Here is a 25457-nt window from a genome sequence, read left to right on the forward strand (position 1 = left end):
ACTACTGGCTTTCGGCGTTCACATCCTCGGTGCGGGCGCCCGCCAATATGCCTACCATTCCATAATTACCTTCATGGCAGGCATATTCGTAGATCGGCTCATCCAGTTTTGACAGCGGGTATTCACCAGTGAACTCGGCGGTGAACAGCGTCGGGTCATTGACTGTAAATCCATAAATCAGTTTGTATTCCGACTCGCGCCGGAAAGTCTCCGTAATTGTCAGGTTCTCCACCGGCAGGCCTCGCAACCGATGCCAGGGATTGAAGTACCTGGTTTCGACCACCAGCGTATCACCTTCCCAGCGGCCGATACTGTCGCCCATCCATTTTCTGTGCTGCTCGGCTGCCGGGTTACGCTCGTCGGTGATTTTCACTATGCGGGCGTCGTGGACCATTTCCGCAATAATCACCACGTAGCCGGGCGACTGCACAATCTGCAAGTGGCTGTTATAAATTATAGGACTCATGACGGGCCCGGAAAGGTTACCGAATGCCACCAGGCACCTTTCTCCCAGGCTCCGCCCTTCCGGACCGGTACTTGTCCTGCCGCGGGTTTCCTGGTCGTCACGTCGCTGTTCCTCCAGGCGATCCATCATGGCCGGTTGCAGTGCGGGTAAACGACCATTCGGTGGATCAATGATGGCAGAAGTACGGAACTCACCATCGATGGTTGGAATAAACTGCGCATCGTCACGCCAGAACAGGTCATAGTTGCCTATGGGTGGCAACGAGTCGGCTACGACGGGCGGCGGCCTGTTGGGGTCCAACGGCTCGTTGTCGGCATCGAATCGTTCCTGCTCACTGCGCTCAATAGCCAACGCTTCCGCTTCGGTGTAGGCGCGCTTTTCACCCAGATCCCGGGGTCGCTCAAAAGGAATGATAGAGGCATGTTTCCATACCGCACGAAAATCCGGCACACCCCATTCTGTTCTGGGAATCTGATACTCCTGAGAGAAAGAGAAGCTTGCCAGGGTTGTGATCGACAAGCCAAGCAATATTCTGACTGGGAGTTTCGGTAGTTTATTCATGTTATTCACTCACTCCAGAATAAAAAGGCAGTTCTGAAACTGCCTTTTTATCAGCTACGCGCAGTTTGATTACAACGCGCTCTTATTGGTTTGCTGCCTTGTAAACAAACTCTCCAAAAAACATTTCATCCCAGCTCATTTCTCCCCAGGGAACCGAAACCGAAGGATCCGGGTTGAAGGGGTTCTGCGCCGAATTGTCAAAATGACCTACCGAGGTGATCACCGTACCCGCTGGTACAAATTTCGGTTCGGACAGCTGGTAGGTCAATTGCCAAAGATAGGTGTAATAGGGAATATTGATCAGTTCCTCACGCCTGCCATCCGGGTAGTCGGCAAACATGCGCAGGTCCTTGCCACGGAAATGCATGTGAGGATGGTAGGCCAGGACGTTGATATCTTCTTTCACTTCGAAAGAACTGGACACCTCGAAGCTCTTTTCATAGGGTGGAATCTCCACCCAGTTGTTGGCGAATCGGCCTACGAGAGTAGAAACCATTCGCTCCTGAGGTACTTCGCCCTCAGGGTAGAACCAGATGGCGAACTCGCTTTCATCCACAGTTTCCCTGCCACTGGTCGTGTAATGCATAGTGACATACAGACTGCTGTCCGCTGGTAACAGGCCTCCAGTATTATCACCTTCGATACGAGGTTCCTGCCCTGGTACGTAACGGGAGATCAATGCCACATCCGGATTGCGGCCTCCCCCCTCGGCAGATGCTCCAGGCGTTACTACTCTGGCAGTCGAGTGGTGAACCACCGTGGGATCCCCAGGGCTGAATTCGCTGGCCCGGACCCAGCGATCCCTGGTCATGCCTTCAATGGGAACAGTCATATAAACGTAGTCAAGTACGCCGGTTGCCGGGATTTCGGCACGGGGCACTTTGACGATCAGATCCGGCTCGCCAAAAGGTACAGTCCACTTTGAGTCCGGCCAGGAAATTTCTGCCAGGGGATCGCTGTCGCCATCACGGGGTGCTCCGTCATCAATCCACTGCATCAGTTTCTGGGTCTCTTCAATGGCAAGGAAACGACCGTTCTCAAACTGGTGAACATGGCGATCGATCTGGCCGGGAGGCATGCGCCTGGTCATCAGTACTTCACGGATCATGGGCGACCAGCCCTGAACCATGGCGTGGCTATCCATGGCGAACGGCGCAATTCCGCCCTCGCGATGACAGGCGGCGCAGTTCTCAGCAAGTATCGGCGCGATATCTTTCTGGTAGGAAACCTGTCGGTGAAAGGCATAAGTGACATCGGAGCCCGGCATGGCAATTACCGGGCTGGTGATCTCATGCTCGTTAAGAATTGCTTCCATGGCAGCTTCAAACCCGTCACCCACCGGTCCACGGAAACGCACTCTGAATGAGGCCGGATCGTAAAGAAACACCTCCCCGGTCTTATCGACGCCCAATGCGCGGGATATCTGCTGAGTGTCGTCCATAAGAACGGGGATATCAGTCTGGAACTGTGCCAGCTCTGCGGCTACAGCATTCCTGTTGAGCCTGCCCATGGGGTTGATCATGAAAAACTGTATGCCACGGCTGGCATAGCGCTCCCGCAGGGCGATATAGTCCGGCAGCGCCTCGCGAAAAGCTTCGCTGCCATTGGCCTGGACCAGCAGTGCTATGGAGGCGTGATCGTCATACCATTGCATGTTGTGGTGATTGCCGAGCTGATCCAGCAGGGAGAAATCCCCCACCCGCTGCTGGGCCAAAGCAATACCACTTGCCAGTACTCCCAGAAGGATGCCTGCAAGCCTGCTCAGGTTTCTCATATTTTTTCTCCCCGGGCTGTCGCGACAAAGTCGCCGATACCCGTCCATTAGTCTGACGCTAATGGTTTATTTTTATTGAATTTTCAGAATACGTTCTGGTTAGCTTGATCTGAAGGCAATGGCAATGATTACAAGCCGATTAAGTAGAACGCCAAATTGTATTACCCGTCAAGTAAATTCGGCCCTGATACGGCCAGCAGGTGGAATGCCCGGTCAAATCATGAAAGACCTCCGGCCGCCAGGGTGAAGATCTACCGGAGTTGACCTGCATCGCTGTATGCAGGTTGAACCCCCGGCCCGCTTCCACTATGCTCGAACTTACCCTGCAACCCTGAATATAAGAATAATCATGAATAAAATCCGTTTATCCCTTTCTGTCGCCTGCTTATTGGTCGCGCTCGATCAGGGCAGCTTGGCGCAATCACCCACCGAAGAGCACCCTGGCTCTGTCCTGTTCCGGGAAAATTGCAGCAGCTGCCATCTCAGCGCCGATGCGATCACTGCAACACAGATCGCCCCTACACTAGATAGTTTGCAAACGTTGACAGCTGCCTCCCTGGAATTCGCCATCAATGAAGGCGTAATGTACGGGCAGGCGTCAGTGCTTTCCAATGAGCAGAAGGCATTGATCGTGGATTACCTGGCAGCGGAAGAGGATGACCGTTGGCTCGCCGACACCCTGTGCGAGTCAGATAACCGCCAGGTCGATCTTGATCAACCGGTCTATCTTGCCGGCGTCGGTGCGAATATAAGCAGCACCCGCAACCTGTCTGCCGCTCAGGCCGGTCTGACCAGTGCCGGGCTTGGCAATCTCGAGCTGGCCTGGGCACTGGCTTTTCCGAATGTCAGCGCACTCAGGTCGGCGCCGGTGATCGTAGGTTCCACGGTGTTTTTCTCGGCGACCGGGACCCGTAAAGTGATGGCGCTGGATGCGGATCGCGGGTGTGCCCGATGGATTTTTGACTCACCTACCCGCCTGAGGTCATCGCTTGCTTACGGATCACTGGGAGCAGGAGAACCGAACGCCATCGTATTTGGCGACGGTGAAGGTTTCGTCTATGCACTCGACGCACTCAGCGGCGCGCAGCTCTGGTCTGCGGATGTCCGCAGTCATGGCCGTGGTGTGCGCCTCACCGGGGGCATGGTTTTACATGAGGGGCGGGTACTGGTGCCGGTATCATCTTCCGGTGTTTCCCAGGGCGGCACACCGACTTTCGAATGCTGCGTGGGACACGGCGAAATTGTCGCGCTTGATGCCGCTACCGGCGAGGTTGACTGGGTTTACCACACCATGCCTGAAGCCGACTACACCGGCGAACGGAATTCCATTGGCGTGCCATTGCGGGGTCCCTCCGGTGCGCCTATCTGGTCTACACCGACGGTAGATCCGCAGCGCAACCTGGTTTATGTCACGACAGGCGAAAACACCTCTCATCCTGCCACGGTAACCAGCGACGCCATTATTGCGCTGGACCTGGATACCGGTGAACCAAAATGGGTCTTCCAGGGTTTATGGAACGATGTGTGGAATACTGCTTGTGGACGGGTTCCCGGACCCAATTGCCCGAATCAGCGTCCCAGCACCCTGGCGGATAAGGACTTTGGCGGCTCGGCGACACTGGTGAAGCGCGCCGAGGGCGACATTCTGCTGGCGGGCCAGAAGACCGGTGACCTGTGGGCGCTGAATCCCGATACCGGGGCTCTGATCTGGAACCAGCGTATCGGTACCGGTACCACGCTGGGTGGCAACCATTGGGGCATTGCCACCGACGGCGAAAAGGTTTACCTGCCCATTAACGATCCGGGCCAGGCTCGCGGAACCTATGTACCACGTCCCGGCATCTACAGCTTCTTCGTGGAAACCGGGGAACCCGGCTGGTTCCGGGAAGAGCGCCCTGCCTGTGATAACCGATCGGAACGGCTAAGCAGCTGCGACACCCGCTATGGCCATTCTGTTCTGCCACTACTGATCGACGGTGCGCTGGTCAGCGGTACAGTCGACGGAAGACTGATGATCTTCGACAAAGACGACGGTAGTCTGCTTTTTGAATTTGATACGGTACAGAACTACCAGACCGTCAACGGTGTGGAAGGTCTCGGGGGTGCGATCGACTCCCACGGTATCTCTGCCGGAGGAGGCCTACTGCTGGTAAATTCCGGCTATGGTCGCGTGGGGGGCACGCCGGGGAATGTATTACTGGCATTCAAGCCCGGTGCCAGCAAGGCCAGATAATCGGTCAGTGGGACGATGGACAGTGGGATAGCTTATTCCGGCACTGCGCAGTAAAAATTTTCTGCCCGGTCGGTATCGCCGCTGCCGTCATAGGTCGCCACCTGCGGATAAGCACACAAGGGCCGGGTGCGGATCGTCTCACCATTCTCCACCTTTGCAGCAATAATGGATTCCGGGGCAATACCCCGTTCGACCCAGTCCTCAAGCGCAGTCAGGGCATCAAAGCGGTCCGGCCCCGGCCCGCCACTACAGTGGGCCATGCCAGGGACCATGAACAGTCGATAGAAATCCTGGGTACTCACCAGCGCCTCAGATCTGTTTCCTGCGCCCATATCATTCTCAATAAATTCCACCACCTGGTTGTAGTATTCGATGGATGCCAAGGGGGAAATGTCCGGATCGCTCCAACCGTGGTACACGATAAGTTTCGCCCCCTGGTCCCGCAATGGTGTCAGATCAGGATTGACGGCATCGAGCGCCGGCCCAACCTTGTTCAGCGCAAACTCCAGATCAGTGTCGAAATCAAAAGTGGTGAAATCCCAGTCAAGGTCATCAAAGACAAACCAGCGGAAAAAGCCCTCCCCGCCCAGCCAGTGCAGCGAACGAAAAGGTTCTCTGCCTGTTACCCAGGTTGCCCAGGTTCCCGGTGCCGCTTCGCCTCCCGGCACCAGTCCGGGGTAGACCAGCTCCCCATCGGAATCTGTTACACCGGACCAGATCTTCTCCACAGCGCTGACCTGTTTGGGTGTGAGGCAACTATCACTGTCGGTGCCCACCGGACAGGTCAGCGAAGCCGGCTCGAAAGTACAGGCCAGGGGATTCATCAGTATGCCATCTTCAATTCCGTCCCCGGCATCACAGGCGTTATTCACGGCGTTACCCAACGCCGGTAGCTTCGCCGGCGGCAGCCAGGCTTCCTGATCTGCCAACATGGCCTGGGAATACCAGAGGTGCGCACCCGCATAAAATCGTGTCCAGTTATTGGCGGGGTCACCGGCGATGATGCCATCGAAATCATCAGGATAACGCTGCGCCTCCATCAGCCCCTGCTGCCCACCTTTGGAGCAACCTACATAATAGGAATACTGAGGCGGCGAGTCGTATAACGCCTCTACCACCTGCTTGCCATTGACGGTGGTGACATGCAGGGAGCGATGACCGAAGTCTTCGATCAGATCCGGACGACCTGACGCCCAGGAAGCATCGAAAGGAACAGGCCCCGCTTTGTGGCCGGTATCGGTACTGGCAGTGGCATAGTGGCGTCGCAGTGCCCCGGCCATAGCAGCATAGCTGATGGTGCCCGCCATGCCACCGTTTCCGACCACCTGGAACTTGCCGTTCCAATTATCCAGTGGCAACCAGACTTCGAAACTGACTTCCGGGGCAGTCGTACCCACCAGGCGACAAAAAGCAGGCGCCTCCAGGTTGGCTTCGCTGCCGGGGGGAGTGAACGAATTTTCAGCGACCACTTGCGCCAGCGAAATGGTCGTCATGGAGAGCGCAAGCTCGCCAAGCTGCAGGCAGTTTCGGGCCAGATTTCCAGGCTGCCCGTAAGACAGGCCCGACAAACCTAACAAAGTCGCCAGAATGACACCTTTGCCGACTAATGCAATTATTTTCATCCTGCTTACCTGCTGGTGGGGTTACGAAAATACGGCAGGCTCTGCCTGCTACTGCGCTGTCAGGTCAGCGTACACCAGGTCATGTGAGTGCTCAACCAGGCGATTGGCGACTAGCCCTGTCCGCTGGAAATGGGACTTGATCTCGCCCGCATCGAAATGCGGAAAGAACCTGTGATTAATCAGAGGCTCCTTAGCTTACAACCGATCCAGCCCCTTGTAGCGTCGCTGGCTCGAGGGTAACTTTTCCAGCAAGGTCTCGATACTGGTTGCAAACCGCGGAAACCTCTGCAGGTCTGCAAAACTGTGAATGAATATTCTGATGCCAAAAATCACTGCGCCTGTCATCGGTAGTCGGCGCAGTGTCTGCCGCTCCACCCGCCAGTAACGCTGGCCGTTATCCGTGTCCGGTTCATCCGCGGGAGCGCTCGACTCCCGCCATAGCAGCTCTGGCGTAGATTGGACAGACCAGTTGTATCGAAACAGCGGTTTGGCCGATTTCAAACTGTTAAACAAACGGTTCACCCGCATCGATAACTCCCTGCCATATCCCGGCACCGGGCTGTGAATCTGATCCAGTGAACAGCCTATTTTTTCCTCCAGTTTCCAGTTGGACGGGGCGCAGACACTGGCAGCGGTGAGGACAAACGTCCCGTCCTGCGGTTCGAGGATACACAGATCTTCCTGAACCCAGAGCGAGGCCTGCCACAGTGTGCTGTGGTAAAGCGATTGTGTCTGAGACTGCCCATCCAGGGGAAAACTGATCTCAGCGGGCAGACAGACCAGCCGGTTCTGCTCGACACGATAATGCCCGCCATGGTCCCGAACCAGATGATCCAGAATAAGCGCGCGCAGTTCCTGCTGAGCCGGCTCTGATCCGGGCAGCGCCCGGTAGACCTTGTCAGCAAGGGTCTCGGCGGCAATCAGCTTATTCCGATAAAATTCACCGAAGTCTGCGTCGCGAATAAGCCACTGCCTTGGATCCAATCGCTTCAGGCCCAATCGCAACACTGAACGCTGATCAGGTTCAGGCAGGTAAATAGGAGAAGCCTTGCTGTTTAGAAGCATGCTTGTTGTTCGGCTCCACTGGCCGCCAGACTACTACAAATGAAGTCGTCTACTGTTGATAGATGGGGTCAGAGTAAAAATACAGTGGTTCTGAGCTTATTTTCACAGAAACTACTGTATTTTTACTCTGACCCCAGTTACCTCCGCTAAGTATATTTCTACTCTGACCGCCAATTATCTATAATCCTCAGCCGGACATCACTACAAACTAAGAGCAACTGCCGGGAGAAAAGTCCATGTCGCTTCGCTGGTCACGAGTCACAGCCCTGTTGAGCCTGGGCTTTTTATCGCTGCTGTCTCCGGCGCTTTTCGCCCACACTGAAGAGGGCGTTGTGGGTGGCTTCATCAGCGGCTTCCTGCACCCTGTCTATGGCCCGGACCACGTCGTGGCGATGGTGGCCGTGGGCATGTGGGGTGCGTTTCTGGGCAGCCCGGCCATCTGGTTACTGCCGGTCGTATTCCCCCTGGTGATGGCGTTCGGCGGCGCTTTGGGCGTGATAGGTGTCCCGCTGCCGCTGGTAGAAGTCGGTATCGCCAGCTCAGCTATCGTACTCGGATTAATGGTGCTGCTGGCGGTTCGACCTCCGCTTTGGGTAGCGGCGGTACTGGTGGGCGCTTTCGGTATCTTTCATGGCCACGCCCACGGCACGGAGCTGCCGGCGGCGTCTAACCCGCTTTCTTATGCAATCGGCTTCGTGCTGGCAACCGGGCTCATGCACCTGGTCGGTATCGCCTTTGGTCTGCTGGCCGACCTGCCCAGAGGCCGCCTGGTTGTGCGGATAGCAGGCGGCCTGATTTCGGCCAGCGGCCTTTACTTCCTCACGGGTGCATTTTGAAAAAAGCGCTACCATCGGCGGTCGGGCTCCTGCTTCTTGTGCAGCCGCTGCTGGCCCAGGCCCATTCACCCTACCCCGGTGTGCGCGGTTTCTACGTTGGGGCGCTGCATCCTCTGACAACACCCTCGCATGTACTGTTGATCATTGCGATCAGTATCCTGCTGGGGGTCAGGGTCGCGGACGGACAGATGCGCTTCCTGGTGACGGTTTTCTCGGCGACAGCAGTGGGCCTGATGCTGGCGTTTGTGGTCGCCAGCTACCTGCCATCAGCCCTGTTGATACTGCTGCAGATCACGCTGCTGGGCGCACTGCTCATCGGCCCTTCTGCACTGCCCGCCGGGCTCCTGATGGCGCTGAGCGGGACTGCCGGTTTTCTGCTGGCCCTGGAGTCCATCCCCGATCCCGGCCCGTTCCTGGATGTAGTGATTACCGTCTTTGGTTCACTGGTAGGTATTCATTACCTGATCATGTACGGGTCTCGCGGCGCCCGCTCCGTGGTGGAGCGCTGGGATTCCTCTACCCTGCAGATCGGTATCAAGATCGCCGGATCATGGATTGCGGCAATCGGCCTGTTGATGTTGGCTTTTGCCTTTGCCAACATCCTCTGACCGCTAGTGCCCCTTTACTCGTTACCGTATTGCGTTACTATCGGGCTTACCAGGGCGTAGACAGACTCTCTGCCAACAGCTCGAATCACGTTGGCGAATGGCTTCTGTCGCTCGAACAGGCTGTCGAAAATTGATATCCATGCCGTCAGGACGAGGCAGAAACTGGCGAGGAAGAGCTGTAGTCCGGCGCAATTGAGCATGCTGAGCCGGCTTTTTGCGAAGTATTGGCAGGCCCGATGGTTTCTCAACAGCCTGCTGACCAGTCAGCGTTCTTAAGGTCCAAAATAACGACAACAACTTACCAGGAGCTTACCCATGAACAAGCTGGATCCGGACGGTACCCGCCTGCCTATCAAGATAGACAGCACCTCCAATGGTGAATACGAGCCCATCCCCGTTTCCGCGTGGAATCTCCAGGGCAATCAGCTGGCTTTACAAAATGCCACGGAAAACGCCCGCCGCAGCGGCCAAAGCCGCCGGCAGTTTCTGGTTTCCAGTTGTGGGGCCGCCAGCACCCTGCTGGCTTTTAACCAGGCAAATGCCTACAGCAACAGACTCGGCGGTTATTTTGAACTGTCCGAAGACGCAGCGCTGGACCGCTTTGCCGCCGCCGAACAGGTTGACGGGAGCGAGTTTATCTTCGATGTACAGGGACATTACGTAAACCCCGAGGGCGACTGGTTAAGCCGCCTTCCGGAATCCGCACGACCTTATGCCCAGATGGAAAAGGCCAGCTGTGAGGCAGCATCAGCCAGCGAGTCGCGCAGCTATCTAGACTGCCTGTCGGCCAGCGAATTTATCAAAGACATCTTTTTAGACAGCGATACGGACATCATGGTCCTGTCTTTTGTGCCCTCCACCCGCGAAACGGAGCCGGTCACCATAGAGGATGCCGACGAGACCCGGCGTATCGTCGCCGAACTCGAAGGCAGCAAACGCCTGATGATTCATGGCCGGGTCAACCCCAACCAGGAAGGCGACCTGGAGGGGATGGACGAGCTGGCTGAAAACTGGCATATCAGCGCCTTTAAAACCTACACCCAGTACGGCCCGGGAGGTCGCGGTTTTTTTCTCCACGACGACGCCGGCATTGCCATGATCGAACGGGCACAGCGGCTGGGTGTGCGCAATATCTGTGTTCACAAAGGCCTGCCGTTCGGCCCGCAATCCTATGAGCACAGTCAGTGCCCCGACATCGGCATCGTGGCGAAACAGTTTCCCGATATGAACTTTCTCGTCTATCACTCCGGCTTCGTTCCCACTGTACAGGAACAGGAATTCGTCGCCGGGGCCGGCAGGGACGGCATCGACACCCTCATTCAGTCCCTGATCGACAATGGGATCGCTCCCAATGCCAATGTCTATGCGGAGCTGGGCAGTACCTGGCGCTTTCTGATGCGGGACCCGGACAATGCTGCCCACGCGCTGGGTAAACTGTTTCGATACGTCGGTGAAGACAACGTGCTGTGGGGTACAGATTCCATCTGGTATGGTTCTCCCCAAGACCAGATTCAGGCCTTCCGCACCTTTCAGATTTCGGCACAGTTTCGCGAACGTTATGGCTATCCTGAGATAACGCCACAGCTGCGACGCAAAGTGTTCGGTCTCAATGCGGCCGTTCCTTACCAGATCGATCAGCAGGAGATTCAGCTGCTCACCGCGGCGGACACCCTGTCGCGAGAGAAGTCGAACTATCTCAATGACCCTCAACCCAGTTTTCTTACCTATGGCCCGAAAAACCGTCGCGAGTTTCTCAACCTGCTGAAGTGGGGCTGACGGACCACCGATATGGGTATCGTTACCACTGCAAAAGCGTTACTGGAACTGGGGCTACCGGCGCTGTTGCTCAGCTGGATAATTTTTTACTGGTTATTCTCAGAGGAAAAAATAGGCCGGGATCTGAGCCACAGGGCGCTGAAGTCAGCGCTGAAGAAAAACAGGAAAGATCTTAAGAAGATCAACAATAAAAAGGTACGCCTGATCTATAACCGCTGGGCCTGGTTTGGGGGCGGATTTTACGGCCTGGCCGGCCTGTGGACCTTTCTGGTCATCGAGGCTAATGACCTGGCCTCCTTTCTGGCCGGCGGCAGCTACCTGACTTCTTTCTCAGGGGGACTGCTTAATTTTGTTATTTCATTCTTAATCAACCAAGTCACCAATTCCATTCAGGCTCTGCTCTGGTTTTCCTACTGGCCAGGTCCCGGCGAATCGATGCTGATCTGGATCGCCGCCGGCTACCTGGGCTATTGGGCAGGTATCGAAATGGCTCGGCGGCAACTGACGCCGGCAGCTGTCATCAAGTTCAACCGGGATCCTGATCAATCCCGTTCTCAGGAGGATTAAAAATGCGCTTATCCCGATTACTGTCCAGGCTGGCTCTGGGCGCGGCTTTATTCAGCCTGTGGCTCGGAAGTGCTGTTGCACAGCAGGAACGCGTCGCGCTGACTGACGACATGATTGATTCCCTGACCCTGTTTCTGAGCAGCTTGTCGGACGACCAGACGGACAAGGCCATGTACTCCTTTGACGACGAAGAAAGGTTCAACTGGCACTTCATCCCAAGGACCCGCAACGGCATCTCGTTTAACGACCTGAACGGGAATCAGCAGATCCTGGCGAGTCAGGTACTGCAGACTTTCCTGAGCGGTACGGGGTATCGAAAAGTGGAGCAGATTCGCAGCCTGGAATCCGTACTGAAGGAAATAGAGGTCGATGGGCGTTTTGTGCGCGACCCAATGGCTTATTTCCTGACCGTATTCGGCCAGCCATCCCAGGATGGAGCCTGGGCGTTCCGCCTCGAGGGACATCATGTCGCCCTCAATTGGACCTTTGCCGGGGGCAACGGGATAGCCAGTTCACCCCAGTTTTTCGGTAGCAATCCCGCCGAAGTTCGCGGCGGCCCGCTCAATGGGTTGCGGGTGCTGTCGACCGAGGAAGATCTGGGTCGTGAGCTGGTGCTGAGCCTCGATACAGCGCAAAAATCTCTCGCCATCCTGGAGGTAGCAGTACCCGGTGATATTTATACCGGTGCTGAAGACGATATAGTCCCATTCCCGGACACAGGGATCGCCTGGGATGGGCTGCGCTCAGCCCAGCAGCTGACACTGATGAATCTGATCGAGGAAGTAGCCGGCGCGCAACCGGATGCGATAAGCACCGCACGCATGTCTGATGTCAGAGCAAACCGGGAACAGATCCGGTTTGCCTGGATCGGCGGTACCGGTCTATCAGCCGGTCACTACTGGCGCGTCCAGGGGCAGAATTTTCTGATTGAGTACGACAAGACCCAGAACGAAGCCAATCACATACACCTGGTCTGGCGGGATTTTGACGGGGATTTCGGGCGCGACCTGATCCGGCTGCATTACGACGCGGTTGCGGCGGAATACGGTGCCGGACACAGGCATTAAGGACACACTGATCAACTACCATCATTCTCTGCAGGAGTCTGTCGGTCGGCATCGGGCTGACCGTCAGCGATCAGTCTTCCCGTCGGGTGATGCGGATGTCGCCATTGCTGGTTGAAAGGCGGATTCTGTCGCCACCTCCATTGATATCGCCACGGCCCACTACTTCACGCTCGTCCTGACCGGTTATTGTCAGAGGAAAATCGGTGTAGATCCGGTAGTCGCCCCGTGCACGTCTGGAAACTTCGATTCTGGCCTCGACTGTCGCGCCGTGATTGGCTGGCAGTCTCAGTTCGATATCGCCTCCACTCGAATCCAGCGTAATGTGGGCGTCCTGCCCCGGTCCAATCTCGCCAAGCTCCGCTTCAATGCTGCCACCCGAAGTATCCGCCTCAATGTAACCGTTGATGGGCCCAAGAAAAATGTTACCGCCGGAGGTATCGACCTGCACCGGACCATCACTGCGGGTAATTCTTATTGTTCCTCCGGATGTATCGGCGATCAGTAACCGGGCGCTGCCCGCCAGCGTGATATTCCCGCCCGAGGTATCCGCCATCATGGTGCCGCCGGCATAGCCCGCCTGAATACTGCCCCCGGAGGTATCGAGACTGACATTACCAGTCACTGTGCCAACCTCGATGTTGCCACCGGAAGTGTCGGCGGAGACGTTTCCCTCAACATCGCCTATTGTGATAGTTCCACCCGAGGTATCAGCTTCCACATCCCCCACAACGTTACCAATATTGATGCGGCCGCCGGAAGTGTCAGCCGAAACATCCCCGTTGATAACCTCGGCAATCTCAATGCGCCCGCCGGAGGTATCAGCCACCACGTCACCATTCTCGACCCGGCCTACAATAATACTCCCGCCACTGGTGTCAGCTTCCACGTCACCGTTGATATCGCCTATTTCGATGGCACCACCCCCGGTATCCAGCTCCAGGTTGAATTCACGGGGTACCTGCGCTTCGAATCTTATGCGGCTGCGTCCCCGAGCGTCTTCGGCGACGACCCTGACTTCATTGCCAGCGTCTTCAAACGACACGTCGAAAGCCTCGGGGTTGATTACCCGCACCCGCACCCGGGGCTCATCCCAGGTTCTGACCGTGATGGCACCCGCATCACTGAGAATGTTCAATCTGCCGCCAGGTTGCACCGAAAACTCCCTCTCGATATCCCCGGTCTGGGCCTGGAGAGGAAGAATCCAGCTGACTCCCACAGCGACCAGGATACTTTTACCGATGACGCCCATGTTGAAAACGCGATTGAGTAAATACATAGCTTCACTACCTCTTTAGAAAAATTCAGAGTTGTTTACACCGTTGCCGGGATTTTCGATGATCTCCCTGGCCCGCTGTCGAATATAGTCATTGCCATCCACTTCGGCCCGTTGACGGAAAACCGCCAGGGTTTCAGAGTCCGGGTTTCGAGCCAGGGCATTGAACGCTTCCACCCGCACGCCAGGATTCACATCATCCTGCAAGGCATTGCGCAAGGCGTTCCTCACCGGCTCAATTTCCACGTAATCCACCAGTGAGCGTACCGCCGAGTAGCGAACTCCGGGGTTACTGTCGTAATTGAGAACATAGATGATTGAAGAAGAGACTTCGTCCGTATAGGACGCATTCTGCAGCACTTCGATTGCATCCAGCCTGGCCGCTTCATCAATTTCATTGAGCAGCGCCACCGTCATCAGCGTCCTTATGCCGACATCGGAAACATTGCCACTCATTCGTGTCTCTGATGCCATAGAGAACGAAAGATCAATATCACCACTGAGCGGATCGAAGCGATCCACCTGCATGGCGGATATTTCATAATCCTGTTCACCTATCAGCGCCAGCGGCGAAACACCAGACTGGGGACTGTTGCCGGCACTACCGTCGCCGCCGGAACCGTCGATAAGTATGCCCAGCACAAAACTGGCTGCCAGTGCCGCCGACTGCAACGCCATCAGTGAGGGCTTGCGGATCAGAGCCTGCAAAAAAGCACTGACCGGAGAACGATTGGCAACCTGCCGTTGCAGATTCCGGTGCATCCGGTGCCGATTGTCTTCAAGCCTGCCATCGTCGATATGCACACTGGTACCCAGGGGAATTGCATGCTCAAGGGCCTGTTCCCGAAGCAGGATCTCCTGCAGTTGCCGGTTGTCTGACAACGCGCGCTCGAAGCTGGTACGTTCGGCGTTATCCAGATCACCGTACAAATAGCGTAAAACCAGATCCTCGAGCTGCTCTCTGTCTTCTGGCTTATTCATTGGCTGCTCCATTGATTTTCTTTCCTTTAGCGCTGCCGGTGATAGGGATCGAGCTGTTGTCTTAGCTTTCCCCGGGCGCGAAACAGGAAGACTTTGAGTGAATTTTCGTTGCAGTTCATGATTTCAGCGGCCTCTTTCAGCCTGAGCTCCTGCTGATGACACAGGACAAAGGCGATGCGCTCCCGCTCAGTCAAAGTGGCCAGCGCAGTGTTGAGCTGTGTGTTCAACTCTGCAGATAACAACGATTCCTCTGGCGTGTAGGCATCCGTACAGTGCTGTTCCTCATACTCAACGCCGTCATGAAGCTCAGTGGTCTGCTGCCAGAAACGCTTGAACTTGCGCCGGTAGGACAACGAGGTATTCACCACGATCCGGTGCAACCAGGTACTGAACTTGCTGCCACCTTGAAAGGAACCGATCGACTTGAATGCTGACAGCATGGCATCCTGGAAGATGTCATTGGCATCGTCGGCGTTCTGAGCTATTCCAGCGGCAACCGCGAGCATCTGCCGCTCCACCGGACGCACCAGCCGTTCAAAGGCGGCAACATTGCCAGCCTGTGCGGCGTTGATGAGTTCCTGCTCGGAATCCCTTAACACACGTGGCTCCACATGATTTATCAACCTGCTTTCTGGCAGGTGTGTCCGAAGTTTAGCTGCTTGCTTTTCTTAGAGTCCCAGGACAACCAAAAGGTTAACAGCTCAGAGCAGATTTTTTTGCCGGAATCTGGCGGGCGGGACTGGATGGCAGGGACCCTCTGGTTATTTGCCGCAAAGCGGTAGGGTTATTAATCAGAGACTCCTTAGAGCAGTTCTATTGATCGATGATCGGTGGCCTCGGGGATTACTCGCTGTCGCGAAGCTGTTTTTCCTGCTCCTTGATGAGTGACAACTGCTGACGCAATCGCTCGCGCTCTGACTCATCGAGACTCTTTTTATCTTCGAGCCGTTCGCTGAGCCGTTGTTTCTCGCTTTCCAGCTGGTCAAGCGCCCTGGCCTTGTCGAAGGCGATTTCTTCCGCCTCGACTGACTCTTTGCCGTCTGACGGCGCCACTTTCGCCGGGATAATGCGGGTTTCGGCGTCCTGGGTAATGTGTCTGGTGACAGTTGGAGAAACGATTTCCAACCCGGCACCGTGAACAATGTCCAGTATTTGCCGGTTGAGATCCGATCTGACCGTGAGTATGCGTTCCACGTCGGTCAGCAGACCGCCGACTTTGTAGGAGACAGCGAAATCATCAAGGCTCAACACATGGATAAACGGCTCTTCCAACCCCGCCTTGACGGCAGCAGCCACCATCAACGGCTCGATCGTGCTGTGCGGAATATCGTATCCCAATGATACCGTGCTGGTCAGGATAACCCCGGAACGACGGGCCACTACCACCGGCTTCTGGGTAAACGTTGCATTGGGAATGGCAATCAGTTCCCGGGTTTCCGTCTGAATCTCGGTATCCAGCAGGCCCCGGGAAACCACCTTGCCAAAATGGTCTCCGACGGTAATGAAGTCCCCCACCTTGAACGGTTGTGTCACGCGCAGGCCGATAGCGCCCATGAAGTTGGTGACGAAGGAGGTCGACGAGAAGGCCAGCACACCGGACACGACAATACCCAGCAACCCCAGCACCTGGTTTCGTGACGACTCACTCAAGGGTGCGGTCAGCACCAGAATGACCAGTGCCAGGATTGTCAGCCCCAGCAACAGTAACTGACGGGGAAATTTTTCTTCGCTGGACAGTGATTTCTGACGATGAATCAGGAAGAAGTGCAGCAGCCCCAGCAGCAGTGCGCAGATTAGCGTGGCCAGGGCCAGCGGCAGATAGGAAGTCAGAATTTCCGGCAGCATCATGACCTGCCATTACACCCCAAGTCCGAACTCGGCAGCAAGCAGGGCATAGGACCGGGCGCGGGCAACCGGATCGTGGGTGATGGTGAGAATCATCAGTTCATCGGCGCCAAATTCCTCTGCAAGGCTGAGCAAACGGGCTTTCACCTGCGCGGGAGTGCCTACCGCACGCTTATCGCGATTGGCCTCGATGGCCCGCCGCTCGGCATCGGCATAAGGGTAACTGGTGGCTTCCTCCACGGTGGGCACCGGTCCGGGAGCCCCCTGCAACAGACGCACAAACCAGAGATCGCGACTGCGTGACAGGCGCCACGCTTCTTCTTCTGTCTCGGCACAGACAGTAAATACACACAGACTGGTGTGGGGGCTTTCCAGGTTGGGACCCGGTCGGAACTGCTGACGATACAGGGTGAAAATGTCGGTGCGAATAGATGGGTTGATAAAATAGGCAAAGCTGTAGGGCAGGCCCGCGTCGGCGGCAAAGCCGGCGCTGTCCTCACTGGAACCCAGCATCCACATTTCCGGCGGCTGCTCTACCAGGGGAAACGCCCTGGCGCCTTCCATTCCGCGGGTGACCGGTTCAGTATCGTTTATCAGCGCCTGCAAGTCGGCGACCATGGCGGGAAAATGTTGCGGCCCGACAGTCGACCCGTAGCGCAGGGCGGCCGCAGTAAACGGATCGGTGCCCGGCGCCCGGCCCACGCCGAGGTCGACCCGGTCGGGATACAGGGTCTGCAACAGTTTGAAATTTTCCGCCACTTTGTAGGGACTGTAATGGGGCAGCATGATACCCCCGGAACCGATTCGTATGCGCTGCGTCTCGGCACCGAGCCGCCCCAGCAGTACTTCCGGGGAACAACCTGCCAGGGCGTCGGACGCATGGTGCTCCGCCAGCCAGTAACGATGGTATCCCAGCTCATCACACTGCTTTGCCAGGGCGAATGTTTCCTGCAGGGCGGCCCGGGCGGTGCTGCCGCTGCGGACGGGGGACTGATCCAGTACTGAGAGTTTCATCATGATGGCAGGATTATACGCGTTTTGGGCATGATCCGCGTGGGGTCCTGGTTGTTATAGGTTTCCCTCGCGGTTCCTGTGATCTTTTGCAGGCGCGGTGTACTTCGTTGTTACCGACTCGGAACACAGGTACAGGTTTGGGTTTGGGTTTGGGTTTGGGTTTGGGTTTGGGTTTGGGTTTGGGTTTGGGTTTGGGTTTGGGTTTGGGTTTGGGTTTGGGTTTGGGTTTGGGTTTGGGTTTGGGTTTGGGTTCGGGTTCGGGTTCGGGTTCGGGTTCGGGTTCGGGTTCGGGTTCGGGTTCGGGTTCGGGCCTATGCAACTGCAAACGCCTGGCTAATGCAATCCTGCGCATCTTGAATGACAACACTGGACATTCCCCGACCCCGGCGCTACCGTAGATTTTCACCTGTAACCGGGCTACCGACCGTGACCAGTCAATGGGAAATTTGACACCTATTCTTACCGCTTTTCAGAGGCTCGCGCTCTTCCTGCTGCTGGCCTGCGGCACCCTGGCGTTCCCGGTGGCGGGGCAGGACAGGCTGGCCGCACTGGCAGGAGACGGCGGCGTGATGCTGCAGGCACCTGATGGGGAAGTCCTGGTGAGCCTGAACCCTGATCGTCAACTCATACCCGCTTCGCTGGTCAAGATCCCCCTGGCACAGGTGGCATTGACGGTGCTCGGGGAGGACTTTCGCTTTCAGACCGAATTTTATCGTAATGACAGCGGCGATCTGCTGATCCGGGGCCTGGGTGATCCTTACCTGGTGTCAGAGGAGATAAACAGCATCACCGTCCTGCTGGCACAACAGAGCTTGAATCAAGTCCGGCGCCTTGTTGTGGATGACTCGGCCTTTGAGCCTGATCCGGATCTGCCTCTCGAACGGGGCACCGATCAACCCTATGGTGCCCGCAACAGCGCGCTGGCGGTCAATTTCAATACGGTGAATCTGGCCTGGTCTGAAGACGGCAGGCTGCTCTCAGCGGAACCCCAGACTCCCTTGACGCCCCTTGCCCGCGAGCTCGGCGCACCACTCTCTCCGGGTGAGCCTCAGCGCATCAATCTGGGTGAGGATCCGCGCGCCGGTCTGTTGCAGGTTCAACAGCTGTTTCGGCTTTTCTTGGAGGGGTCTGGTATCACAGTATCAGATGCCAACTTCTATCATGAACCGGTGACAGATGACTGGACGCTGGTCTACCGGCATTTCAATTCCCGCTCGCTGCGGGATAACCTGGACGGCCTGCTTCGCTACTCCAACAATTTCATCGCCAACCAGCTTTTTCTCACCCTCGGGGCGCACCGCAGCGGCTACCCGGCAACCAGCGCGTCTGCCAGGGCGGCCCTGCAGCAGCAGCTTGCCGAGCTGTACGGGGCAGGCTTTGGCAACGACCCACGCTCGCTGCTGATGCTGGAAGGTTCCGGCCTGTCCCGCCAGCAGCGCAGCAGCGCCGCCGGCATGCTGCACATCCTTGAGGCCTTCAGGCCCTATGCCGACCTGCTTCCCGAGGTGGACGGCAACCTGCGCAAGAGCGGCACCCTGACCGGTGTCTACAACTTCGCCGGCTATCTGCCCGGGCCCGATGGCCTGTATCCCTTCGTCATAATGACCAGCCAGGCGGCCAATAATCGCGCGGAGATTCTGCGGTTATTGCGCCAGCGGCTATGAACCCATACCGTGTGAAAAAAGACCAGTTTCCTGATTGATCAACAACCAGCCTGTGGTTAAGACCCTAAAAACCGAATCAGCGCCGCATTTACGATATCCGGCACTTCCTCATGAGGATTGTGGCCAACGTCGGGAATCAGAAAAACTTCGGCATTGGGAAACACCTGGCCCGCATGACGGGCTTCCTCGGCAAAGGTCGGGTAGTCCTCTTCTCCACCCATAATCAGGGTTCTGGTCTGGATATGCTGCCAGTCGTTGACTACCGTATCCATGCCACGCATCTGGCCGGTCAGCGCGCTCACATAGGCCATGCGGGGCCAGTCGCCACTGAGCCGCTGCCCATAACGAATTCGCATATGCTCCGCAAACTGCGGTTGCCAGGTGACGTAATTTTCCTCAGCCCATCTCAGCAGGCCGTCGAAGACGGCTTCCATGTCCGGGTTGGCATCCACCTCGCCGGTCATTGGCCTGAACCCGCGCCCTGCTCGTCTGTCCGTCAGCCCCACCTGGTTGACGGTGACCAGGTGGGTGGTTCTCTCCGGGTACAGAAAGGCAAAGCGGGTAACCATCTGCCCACCGATAGAATGGCCTACCATCGCCGCCTCTTCGATACCCAGGTGATCCATCAGCCGCGCCGTATTGGAAGCCCACAGGCTGATGCTGTAAGGGAGAATTGGTTTGGAGGATTTACCCCAGCCGAGGCGGTCCTTCACGATCACCCGGTAGCCTTCGTTGCTCAAGGCCTCGATCTGTGATTGCCAGTACCAGCCATAGTAGAGACCGCCATGATGGAAGATGACCGTTCGACCATTAGCCGGCCCGGTTGGCGCGACGTCCATGTAGGCAATCCGGACATCCTGGTTGTAAATTCTGAAATTCATGAATTCAACCGGATACGGGTATTCGAATTCCTCCAGGTTAATTGAGATCGGCCCCCAGTCGGACGGGGGAGTCTGCGGTGGTGCAGACTGTGCAGACACCAGGCCCGGGATTGAGACTGCTAAAGCGCCGAGCAGGATAAGCCATAAAGGCGTGCAGTGAGAGTGACGGGGCATAATCAGGTTTCCTCCTATTCGAAACGATTACGGGCTCGCAGAACCGGCTGCTTGCCGACTCTGCATACGGGACCAGCCAAAGGTAGCGGCCATTGAAATGATTGTATAGCAACCAGGCCACTCAGAATAATCATCCCCTCGCATTCATCAGGCTGAGACTGGCGCACGAATACTCGGTGGGGCTCATAAAAAAGGCCGGGGGGCCGGCGGGGGTGCCGACCTGCCCGGCCAACGCGCAATACCCTGACGGGGATTGTTCTGCTGCAGGCGGATTTTTTGATCGGCTCAGTTGATCCTCAATACCTCGCTACCGCTGGCTTCAATGGGGTCCACCAGCAGTCCGGTAATAGCCCTCGGAAGCTGGGAAATCATCAGCCGGTCGCCGGCCCGGATCTCCTGGGAGCGCACCAGCACATTGAGGTCTCCGCCCGCGTCGAGATAGTCACCCAGCTGCTGGTAGCGAATTGCCTGCAGCCGGTCCTCCACCACCCGGTAGAGGGTCTGATCCGGGTACAGGGCATGCACCGGCATGGGAATCACCTGGCTGACTTCCGGTAACGTGACAGCCAGTTGCAGGGTACGGCCAATATCCAGTGCGTCACTGGCGTCACTGGCAAAAAAAAGCGTCGATACCGCTTTGACCGGGTTTCACATCTGCTGCCAGTCGCACCAGGGGAAAGCTCAGCCGCCTGCCGTCCAGTTCGCTGGTTGCCGTGACCACCTGCCCCCGGGAAATGCTGTCACGCAACAAAGCTGCCGTGCCGGCCGCTATGGAGGTACGGATTTCCAGGCCCGAATAATCGGCGATGCGCACCAGGCTGGTACCGGCTGTTACGCGGTCACCCTGGGTCACTTCGGTACTGATAACACGCCCGGCAAATGGCGCCACTACGCGGGTCTGCGCCAGGTCAATGCGGGCTCGCTCCAGGTAGGCGGCGGATTCGTCCACATTGGCCTGTTGCTGGGCGACACGGTTGGGGAAGTCCGCGACCCGGGCCAGGTGTTCCTCGACCAGGATGGCCTGTTCACTGGCCTGCTGGCGGGTAGCGTCCAGTTCAGAGTCTGCGATCATGCCCCGTTCATGCAGATCTCTTACCCGCTGCAGCCTGGCTTGAGTTATCTCGTTAAGCTGCCGGTACTCGGCAACCAGGTTCTCGGCCAGCTGTTGTTCGGTTCCAACGGATTTCAGTTGCGCCTGATTGCGCTGATAATTTGCCAGGGCTATCTCGTAAGCCAGCTGCAGCTCGGTTGCATCCAGCTCAATCAGCAACTCGCCGGCTTCCACCCATTCGCCTTCGTGGCGATGTATTTCCTTTACCGGCGCGCTGATACTGGTATTGAGGTTTGCCACCTGGCGGGATTCCAGCCTGCCAAAAGTCAGTAACACCGGCGCAAGGTTTTCCGGCCTTGCCGTCTTCACGGACACCGGCCAGGCAGTTTCGACCTGCTCAACCGGGGCGGCGCTGGGACCGGTGGCAATAATGAGAGCCGCCACCAACCCCGAAACACCCAGCACCAGCAGCCAGGGCAATTTCCTGAACAGATCTTCGAAGGGTCTGCGTATCCGGCTCGACATCTTCATAATTCACCTATTTGCGCTCGCTCTCTATTCATTTCGTTGTGCTGTCGTTGTTGCTCTTTTTTATCTTTGCTGCTTTTATCTGTGCTTTTTTATTTATTCTGATTTTGCTTTTTGTCTTCTTGTCTTTTCGCTTCCCATCTCCCCTCTCTCTTATTCTCCCTTCAGCCCTCTCACCACTAATCCTCTTTCTTCTTCTTTTTTCTCTCCTCTTTTCTCTCTACCCTCTACCTTCTACCCTCTACCTTCCACCCTCTGCTCTCTCCCTTCCCCTCGTTACCGCCTTTCCTTTTCTCCCCTGCCCTAGGCCTCTCCCTGCAGCGTCTGCGCCTGCTGGCCCAATCGCCTGGAAACCATGGCACGCAGCGATTCCCTGGAGTTCTCGATCATTACAATCAGGGCCGGGATCACCAGCAACACCAGCAGTGTGGAAAACGCCAGCCCGAAGCAGAGGGTGATGGCTATGGGCACCATGTACAGGGCCAGGCTGAAGGTCTCGAACATCAAGGGTCCAAGGCCTGCGATGGTTGTCAGTGAAGTCAGCACCACCGCCCGGAACCGGGACAGTGACGCCTTATGGATGGCATCGTTGACGGACAGCCCTTCAGCCAGGGCGCGGCGGAAGAAACTGATCAGAATAATCGAGTCGTTGACGACGATTCCGGTCAGGGAGAAGAACGCCAGCAGGGACATGACGCCAAGATCGTAGCCCATCACCAGATGACCGATGACGGCGCCGGTGAGGCCCAGAGGGATGGCGGTCATGACCGCCAGGGGCCAGGTGTACGACGCAAACGACCAGGCCAGAATTAAATAAATAAAGATGATCGTCAGCACCGCACCCAGTTTCATGGTGTTCAGAATCTGCTGATTTTGCAGGGTGACCCCATCAAGGGCGGAAGTCAGGTTGTAGCGATCCCGTATTTCCGCCAGGGCGTTGTTACTGATATGGGTAACAATCTGATCCGCGTTATTCACCCTCGGGTCAACACTGGCACTGACCACCACTGACATGAAGCCGTTGTTGTGATTGATGACATCGATACCGCTGCGGTTACGCAGGTCTGCGATCATGCCCAGAGCCACCAGCTCGCCGCCGGGGGTAACAACTGGTAACTGCTTCAGGGAAGTCATGTGGTCCCGCTCGGCATCGGGCAACATGACATTCACTTCAATTTCTGAATCTTCCTGGTTGAATACCTGAACCCGCTGACCGTTATAGGCGGCGCGCAGTTGTCGACCCAGGGACTCGGTGGATATCCCCAGGGATTTCCCTGCCGGGTTCAACGCGTAAACAATCTGATCCTTGCCGTAGGGCAGGTCGTCAAACACATTGGAAACGCCGGGGTAGGAGGCCAGGGCTGCCTGCAGTTCCTCTGACGCCTGCTTCAATGTGGGGACATCGCGCCCGCGCAATACCAGCGAAATATCCGGCCGGCCGTTGTTGGCGCCGCCGGTAACTTCCAGATACAACTCCTCCACGAAAGGGGGGCGGGATACCTTCTGCCGCCAGCTGTCGACGAAGTCCTGGGGGCGGGCCTGACGGGTTTCTTCCCAGGCGTATTCCAGCCGCAATGAGGCATACTGATTACCAGTCTGCCTCTCCTGGTTCAGCCTGGCACTGTTGAACTTGGTGATGAAGCCGGCGATATTGACCCCGCCCAGCTCGCGGTCCGTCGTCGTCATGGTCTGTTCCAGCATTGCCATGAACCCGAGGCGATCGGCTTCGCTGGCCTGGGCGCTGAATTTAACATTGGCTTCCAGCATCTCGGGGCTCACCCCGGTGACCATGTTCAGCCCGACCCGGCCACTGACAAGCAGGCTCATGGACACTAAGACACAGCCGACAGCCAGACAGAGTGTGGTACCTGGCGCTGCCAGGGCTTTATCGAGCAGAGGGCGGTAGTAACGATCACGGAAGCGGAAGAATCGCCGGTCGAACCTGCTGCGAAAACTGTCCGGCTGTTCCCGCGACATCTTTCCCAGGCTATGTTTCAGATGCCCCGGCAAGACCAGAAAACATTCCACCAGTGAAGCCAGTATCACACACAGCAGTACCATGGGCAGAGTCATGATCATCGCGCCCAGTTCACCACCGGTGATCAACAGCGGCACAAAGGCCGCCATGGTGGTCAGCGACGACGTCAGAACCGGTACCAGCATGCGCCTGGCCCCGCTGGCGGCAGCTTCAGTGGCAGACATGCCCTGTTGATAGAGAGTCACCGCGTCTTCACTCACCACGATGGCATCGTCCACTACGATACCCAGAGCCATGATGAAGGTGATGAGCGCCAGAACATTGATACTGCCCTCGAAAATACCGAAGTAGATCAGCGTGGCGAACAGGAAGCTTACCGGGATACCGACCATGACCCACCAGCCCACCCTGCCATTGAGAAACAGCAACAGGGTAATAACCACCAGCACCAGGCCGGACAAGCCGTTCTCCCAGATTACCTGCAGCTGATCCCGCAACAGGATCCAGGATTCCTGGTAAACGTTGATCTCGACCCCTGCCGGCAGGTCCGCTGCCGTTTCCTGCTGCCATTGCTCCAGCACCTGGGCTGCCAGCAGCGCGTCGGAACTGGTCAGCCGGTAGAGCTCCATTTCAATAGTGGCCATGCCGTTCCTGGTCAATGCTGACTGACCGGCCTTGGCCCGGCGCTCAATGTCAGCAATGTCGGTCAGACGAACCAGGCGGCCCTCCGGTGGCAGCGTCAATTCCAGAGCCTGAAATTCCGCCACGGCACGCTTCTGGTCCAGGCTGCGCAACTGCATCTCACTCTGTCCGCGTCCCACGGTACCGGCCGGCGCGTCCACGCTGCGACGTCGGACCTCATCGGCGATCCGATCCAGGCTGGTCTGCAGCTCCACCAGTGTGCCGCTGCTCACCTGAATGGCGATTTCTTCTTCCGGCATCCCATCGAAGTCGATGCGCTCGATACCACGGGAATAAAGATCCTGCTCCAGGGCCCGCACCAGGGGCACCAGCTCCGACAGCGAGCCGTCGGCACTGATCGCAACCACGGCAATGGGTTCGTAATCGGTGGCCCGTGCCACCACGATGGGCTCCATATCCGGCGGGAAATTACGCACCTGGGCGACCCGGTCCTTCACTGTATCCAGGGCCTTGGTCATGTCGGTGTCGAAAACGAATTCCAAGCGGATATCGGCTGCGCCCGTGCGACTGCTGGAACGCATGCTGTTGAGGTCGACCGCATTCGCCAGCTGCTGCTCGATTGGCGTAACGATCAGCTGCTCCACGTCTTCTGCAGACGCGCCCGGCCAGGCGGCCCGGATTGTCACCACCGGCAGGTTAACGCTGGGATCCAGTTGCAGGTTGATCTGCGAGGCTGCCCACAGCCCGGAAAGAATCATCATGATCATCACCAGATTGGGCGCCACTTTGTGGCGCACAAACAGGTCGATCAGTGTCTGGCTCCTGTTCATTGGCTTATTTCTTCCCGCAAG

The 25457-nt window shown here is 57.0% G+C and carries 21 protein-coding genes; 7 read left to right on the forward strand and 14 right to left on the reverse strand.

Translation table 11 applies throughout. The features are described from left to right. Position 1: 1 nt before the first annotated feature. Together R3F50_05010 and R3F50_05015 are read right to left on the reverse strand one after the other, a co-directional pair. Complete coding sequence (locus R3F50_05010) at positions 2–1027, reverse strand: hypothetical protein (protein ID MEZ5489662.1); 1026 nt, start codon at positions 1025–1027, stop codon at positions 2–4. Between the two features lie 82 nt (positions 1028–1109). Continuing rightward, positions 1110–2801 (reverse strand): hypothetical protein, encoded by a 1692-nt coding sequence (locus R3F50_05015; protein MEZ5489663.1) that lies wholly within the window; start codon positions 2799–2801, stop codon positions 1110–1112. Between the two features lie 349 nt (positions 2802–3150). Between R3F50_05015 and R3F50_05020 the strand changes: the two genes are divergently transcribed. After that, complete coding sequence (locus R3F50_05020; GenBank protein ID MEZ5489664.1) at positions 3151–5034, forward strand: PQQ-binding-like beta-propeller repeat protein; 1884 nt, start codon at positions 3151–3153, stop codon at positions 5032–5034. Between the two features lie 32 nt (positions 5035–5066). Here R3F50_05020 and R3F50_05025 read toward each other — a convergent pair whose 3' ends face one another. Together R3F50_05025 and R3F50_05030 are read right to left on the reverse strand one after the other, a co-directional pair. After that, positions 5067–6656 carry a tannase/feruloyl esterase family alpha/beta hydrolase gene (locus R3F50_05025; GenBank protein ID MEZ5489665.1) on the reverse strand — a complete coding sequence of 530 codons (1590 nt, stop codon included), beginning with the start codon at positions 6654–6656 and terminating at the stop codon, positions 5067–5069. Between the two features lie 195 nt (positions 6657–6851). Continuing rightward, positions 6852–7721, reverse strand: coding sequence for a DUF3445 domain-containing protein (locus R3F50_05030; protein ID MEZ5489666.1), 870 nt, complete (start codon positions 7719–7721; stop codon positions 6852–6854). Positions 7722–7957: 236 nt separating this feature from the next. Here R3F50_05030 and R3F50_05035 point away from each other — a divergent pair, with 236 nt between their 5' ends. Both R3F50_05035 and R3F50_05040 read left to right on the forward strand, forming a co-directional pair. Then, positions 7958–8557: a HupE/UreJ family protein gene (locus R3F50_05035; GenBank protein MEZ5489667.1), complete on the forward strand. Its 600-nt coding sequence runs from the start codon at positions 7958–7960 to the stop codon at positions 8555–8557. Beyond that, positions 8554–9165, forward strand: coding sequence for a HupE/UreJ family protein (locus R3F50_05040; GenBank protein ID MEZ5489668.1), 612 nt, complete (start codon positions 8554–8556; stop codon positions 9163–9165). The genes R3F50_05035 and R3F50_05040 overlap by 4 nt, the downstream gene beginning before the upstream one ends. A 14-nt stretch (positions 9166–9179) precedes the next feature. On the opposite strand, the gene R3F50_05045 is transcribed toward R3F50_05040, so the two are convergent. Continuing rightward, complete coding sequence (locus R3F50_05045; GenBank protein ID MEZ5489669.1) at positions 9180–9365, reverse strand: hypothetical protein; 186 nt, start codon at positions 9363–9365, stop codon at positions 9180–9182. Positions 9366–9480: 115 nt separating this feature from the next. Between R3F50_05045 and R3F50_05050 the strand changes: the two genes are divergently transcribed. From R3F50_05050 to R3F50_05060, 3 genes are read left to right on the forward strand one after another with little or no spacing between them, the layout of a single operon-like run. Continuing rightward, positions 9481–10941 carry an amidohydrolase family protein gene (locus tag R3F50_05050; protein MEZ5489670.1) on the forward strand — a complete coding sequence of 487 codons (1461 nt, stop codon included), beginning with the start codon at positions 9481–9483 and terminating at the stop codon, positions 10939–10941. A 12-nt stretch (positions 10942–10953) separates the two neighbouring features. Continuing rightward, on the forward strand, positions 10954–11508 hold the full coding sequence (locus R3F50_05055) for a hypothetical protein (protein ID MEZ5489671.1): 555 nt from the start codon (positions 10954–10956) through the stop codon (positions 11506–11508). A 2-nt stretch (positions 11509–11510) separates the two neighbouring features. After that, positions 11511–12575: a DUF3500 domain-containing protein gene (locus R3F50_05060; protein MEZ5489672.1), complete on the forward strand. Its 1065-nt coding sequence runs from the start codon at positions 11511–11513 to the stop codon at positions 12573–12575. A 70-nt stretch (positions 12576–12645) separates the two neighbouring features. Here R3F50_05060 and R3F50_05065 read toward each other — a convergent pair whose 3' ends face one another. The 5 genes from R3F50_05065 to R3F50_05085 form a co-directional block, all read right to left on the reverse strand. After that, positions 12646–13851 carry a hypothetical protein gene (locus R3F50_05065; GenBank protein ID MEZ5489673.1) on the reverse strand — a complete coding sequence of 402 codons (1206 nt, stop codon included), beginning with the start codon at positions 13849–13851 and terminating at the stop codon, positions 12646–12648. 15 nt (positions 13852–13866) lie between these two features. After that, complete coding sequence (locus R3F50_05070; protein ID MEZ5489674.1) at positions 13867–14829, reverse strand: HEAT repeat domain-containing protein; 963 nt, start codon at positions 14827–14829, stop codon at positions 13867–13869. 26 nt (positions 14830–14855) lie between these two features. After that, the gene (locus tag R3F50_05075) at positions 14856–15428 is read right to left on the reverse strand and encodes a sigma-70 family RNA polymerase sigma factor (protein ID MEZ5489675.1); all 573 of its coding nucleotides are present in this window, start codon (positions 15426–15428) and stop codon (positions 14856–14858) included. 244 nt (positions 15429–15672) lie between these two features. Then, entirely contained in the window at positions 15673–16677 is a 1005-nt protein-coding gene (locus R3F50_05080) for a mechanosensitive ion channel (protein MEZ5489676.1), read from the reverse strand. Between the two features lie 9 nt (positions 16678–16686). After that, positions 16687–17691: an LLM class flavin-dependent oxidoreductase gene (locus R3F50_05085; protein ID MEZ5489677.1), complete on the reverse strand. Its 1005-nt coding sequence runs from the start codon at positions 17689–17691 to the stop codon at positions 16687–16689. Positions 17692–18125: 434 nt separating this feature from the next. Between R3F50_05085 and R3F50_05090 the strand changes: the two genes are divergently transcribed. Beyond that, complete coding sequence (locus R3F50_05090) at positions 18126–19352, forward strand: D-alanyl-D-alanine carboxypeptidase (GenBank protein ID MEZ5489678.1); 1227 nt, start codon at positions 18126–18128, stop codon at positions 19350–19352. 56 nt (positions 19353–19408) lie between these two features. Here the strand turns inward: R3F50_05090 and R3F50_05095 are convergent, their stop codons facing one another. The 4 genes from R3F50_05095 to R3F50_05110 form a co-directional block, all read right to left on the reverse strand. Beyond that, positions 19409–20233, reverse strand: coding sequence for an alpha/beta hydrolase (locus R3F50_05095; protein ID MEZ5489679.1), 825 nt, complete (start codon positions 20231–20233; stop codon positions 19409–19411). A gap of 459 nt (positions 20234–20692) precedes the next feature. Continuing rightward, the gene (locus R3F50_05100; protein MEZ5489680.1) at positions 20693–20938 is read right to left on the reverse strand and encodes a hypothetical protein; all 246 of its coding nucleotides are present in this window, start codon (positions 20936–20938) and stop codon (positions 20693–20695) included. Positions 20939–21014: 76 nt separating this feature from the next. Then, positions 21015–21989: an HlyD family efflux transporter periplasmic adaptor subunit gene (locus R3F50_05105; protein ID MEZ5489681.1), complete on the reverse strand. Its 975-nt coding sequence runs from the start codon at positions 21987–21989 to the stop codon at positions 21015–21017. A gap of 300 nt (positions 21990–22289) precedes the next feature. After that, entirely contained in the window at positions 22290–25436 is a 3147-nt protein-coding gene (locus tag R3F50_05110) for an efflux RND transporter permease subunit (GenBank protein MEZ5489682.1), read from the reverse strand. Positions 25437–25457: the final 21 nt, after the last annotated feature.

This window comes from Gammaproteobacteria bacterium (assembly GCA_041395725.1).
GTDB lineage: Bacteria > Pseudomonadota > Gammaproteobacteria > Pseudomonadales > Pseudohongiellaceae > NORP240.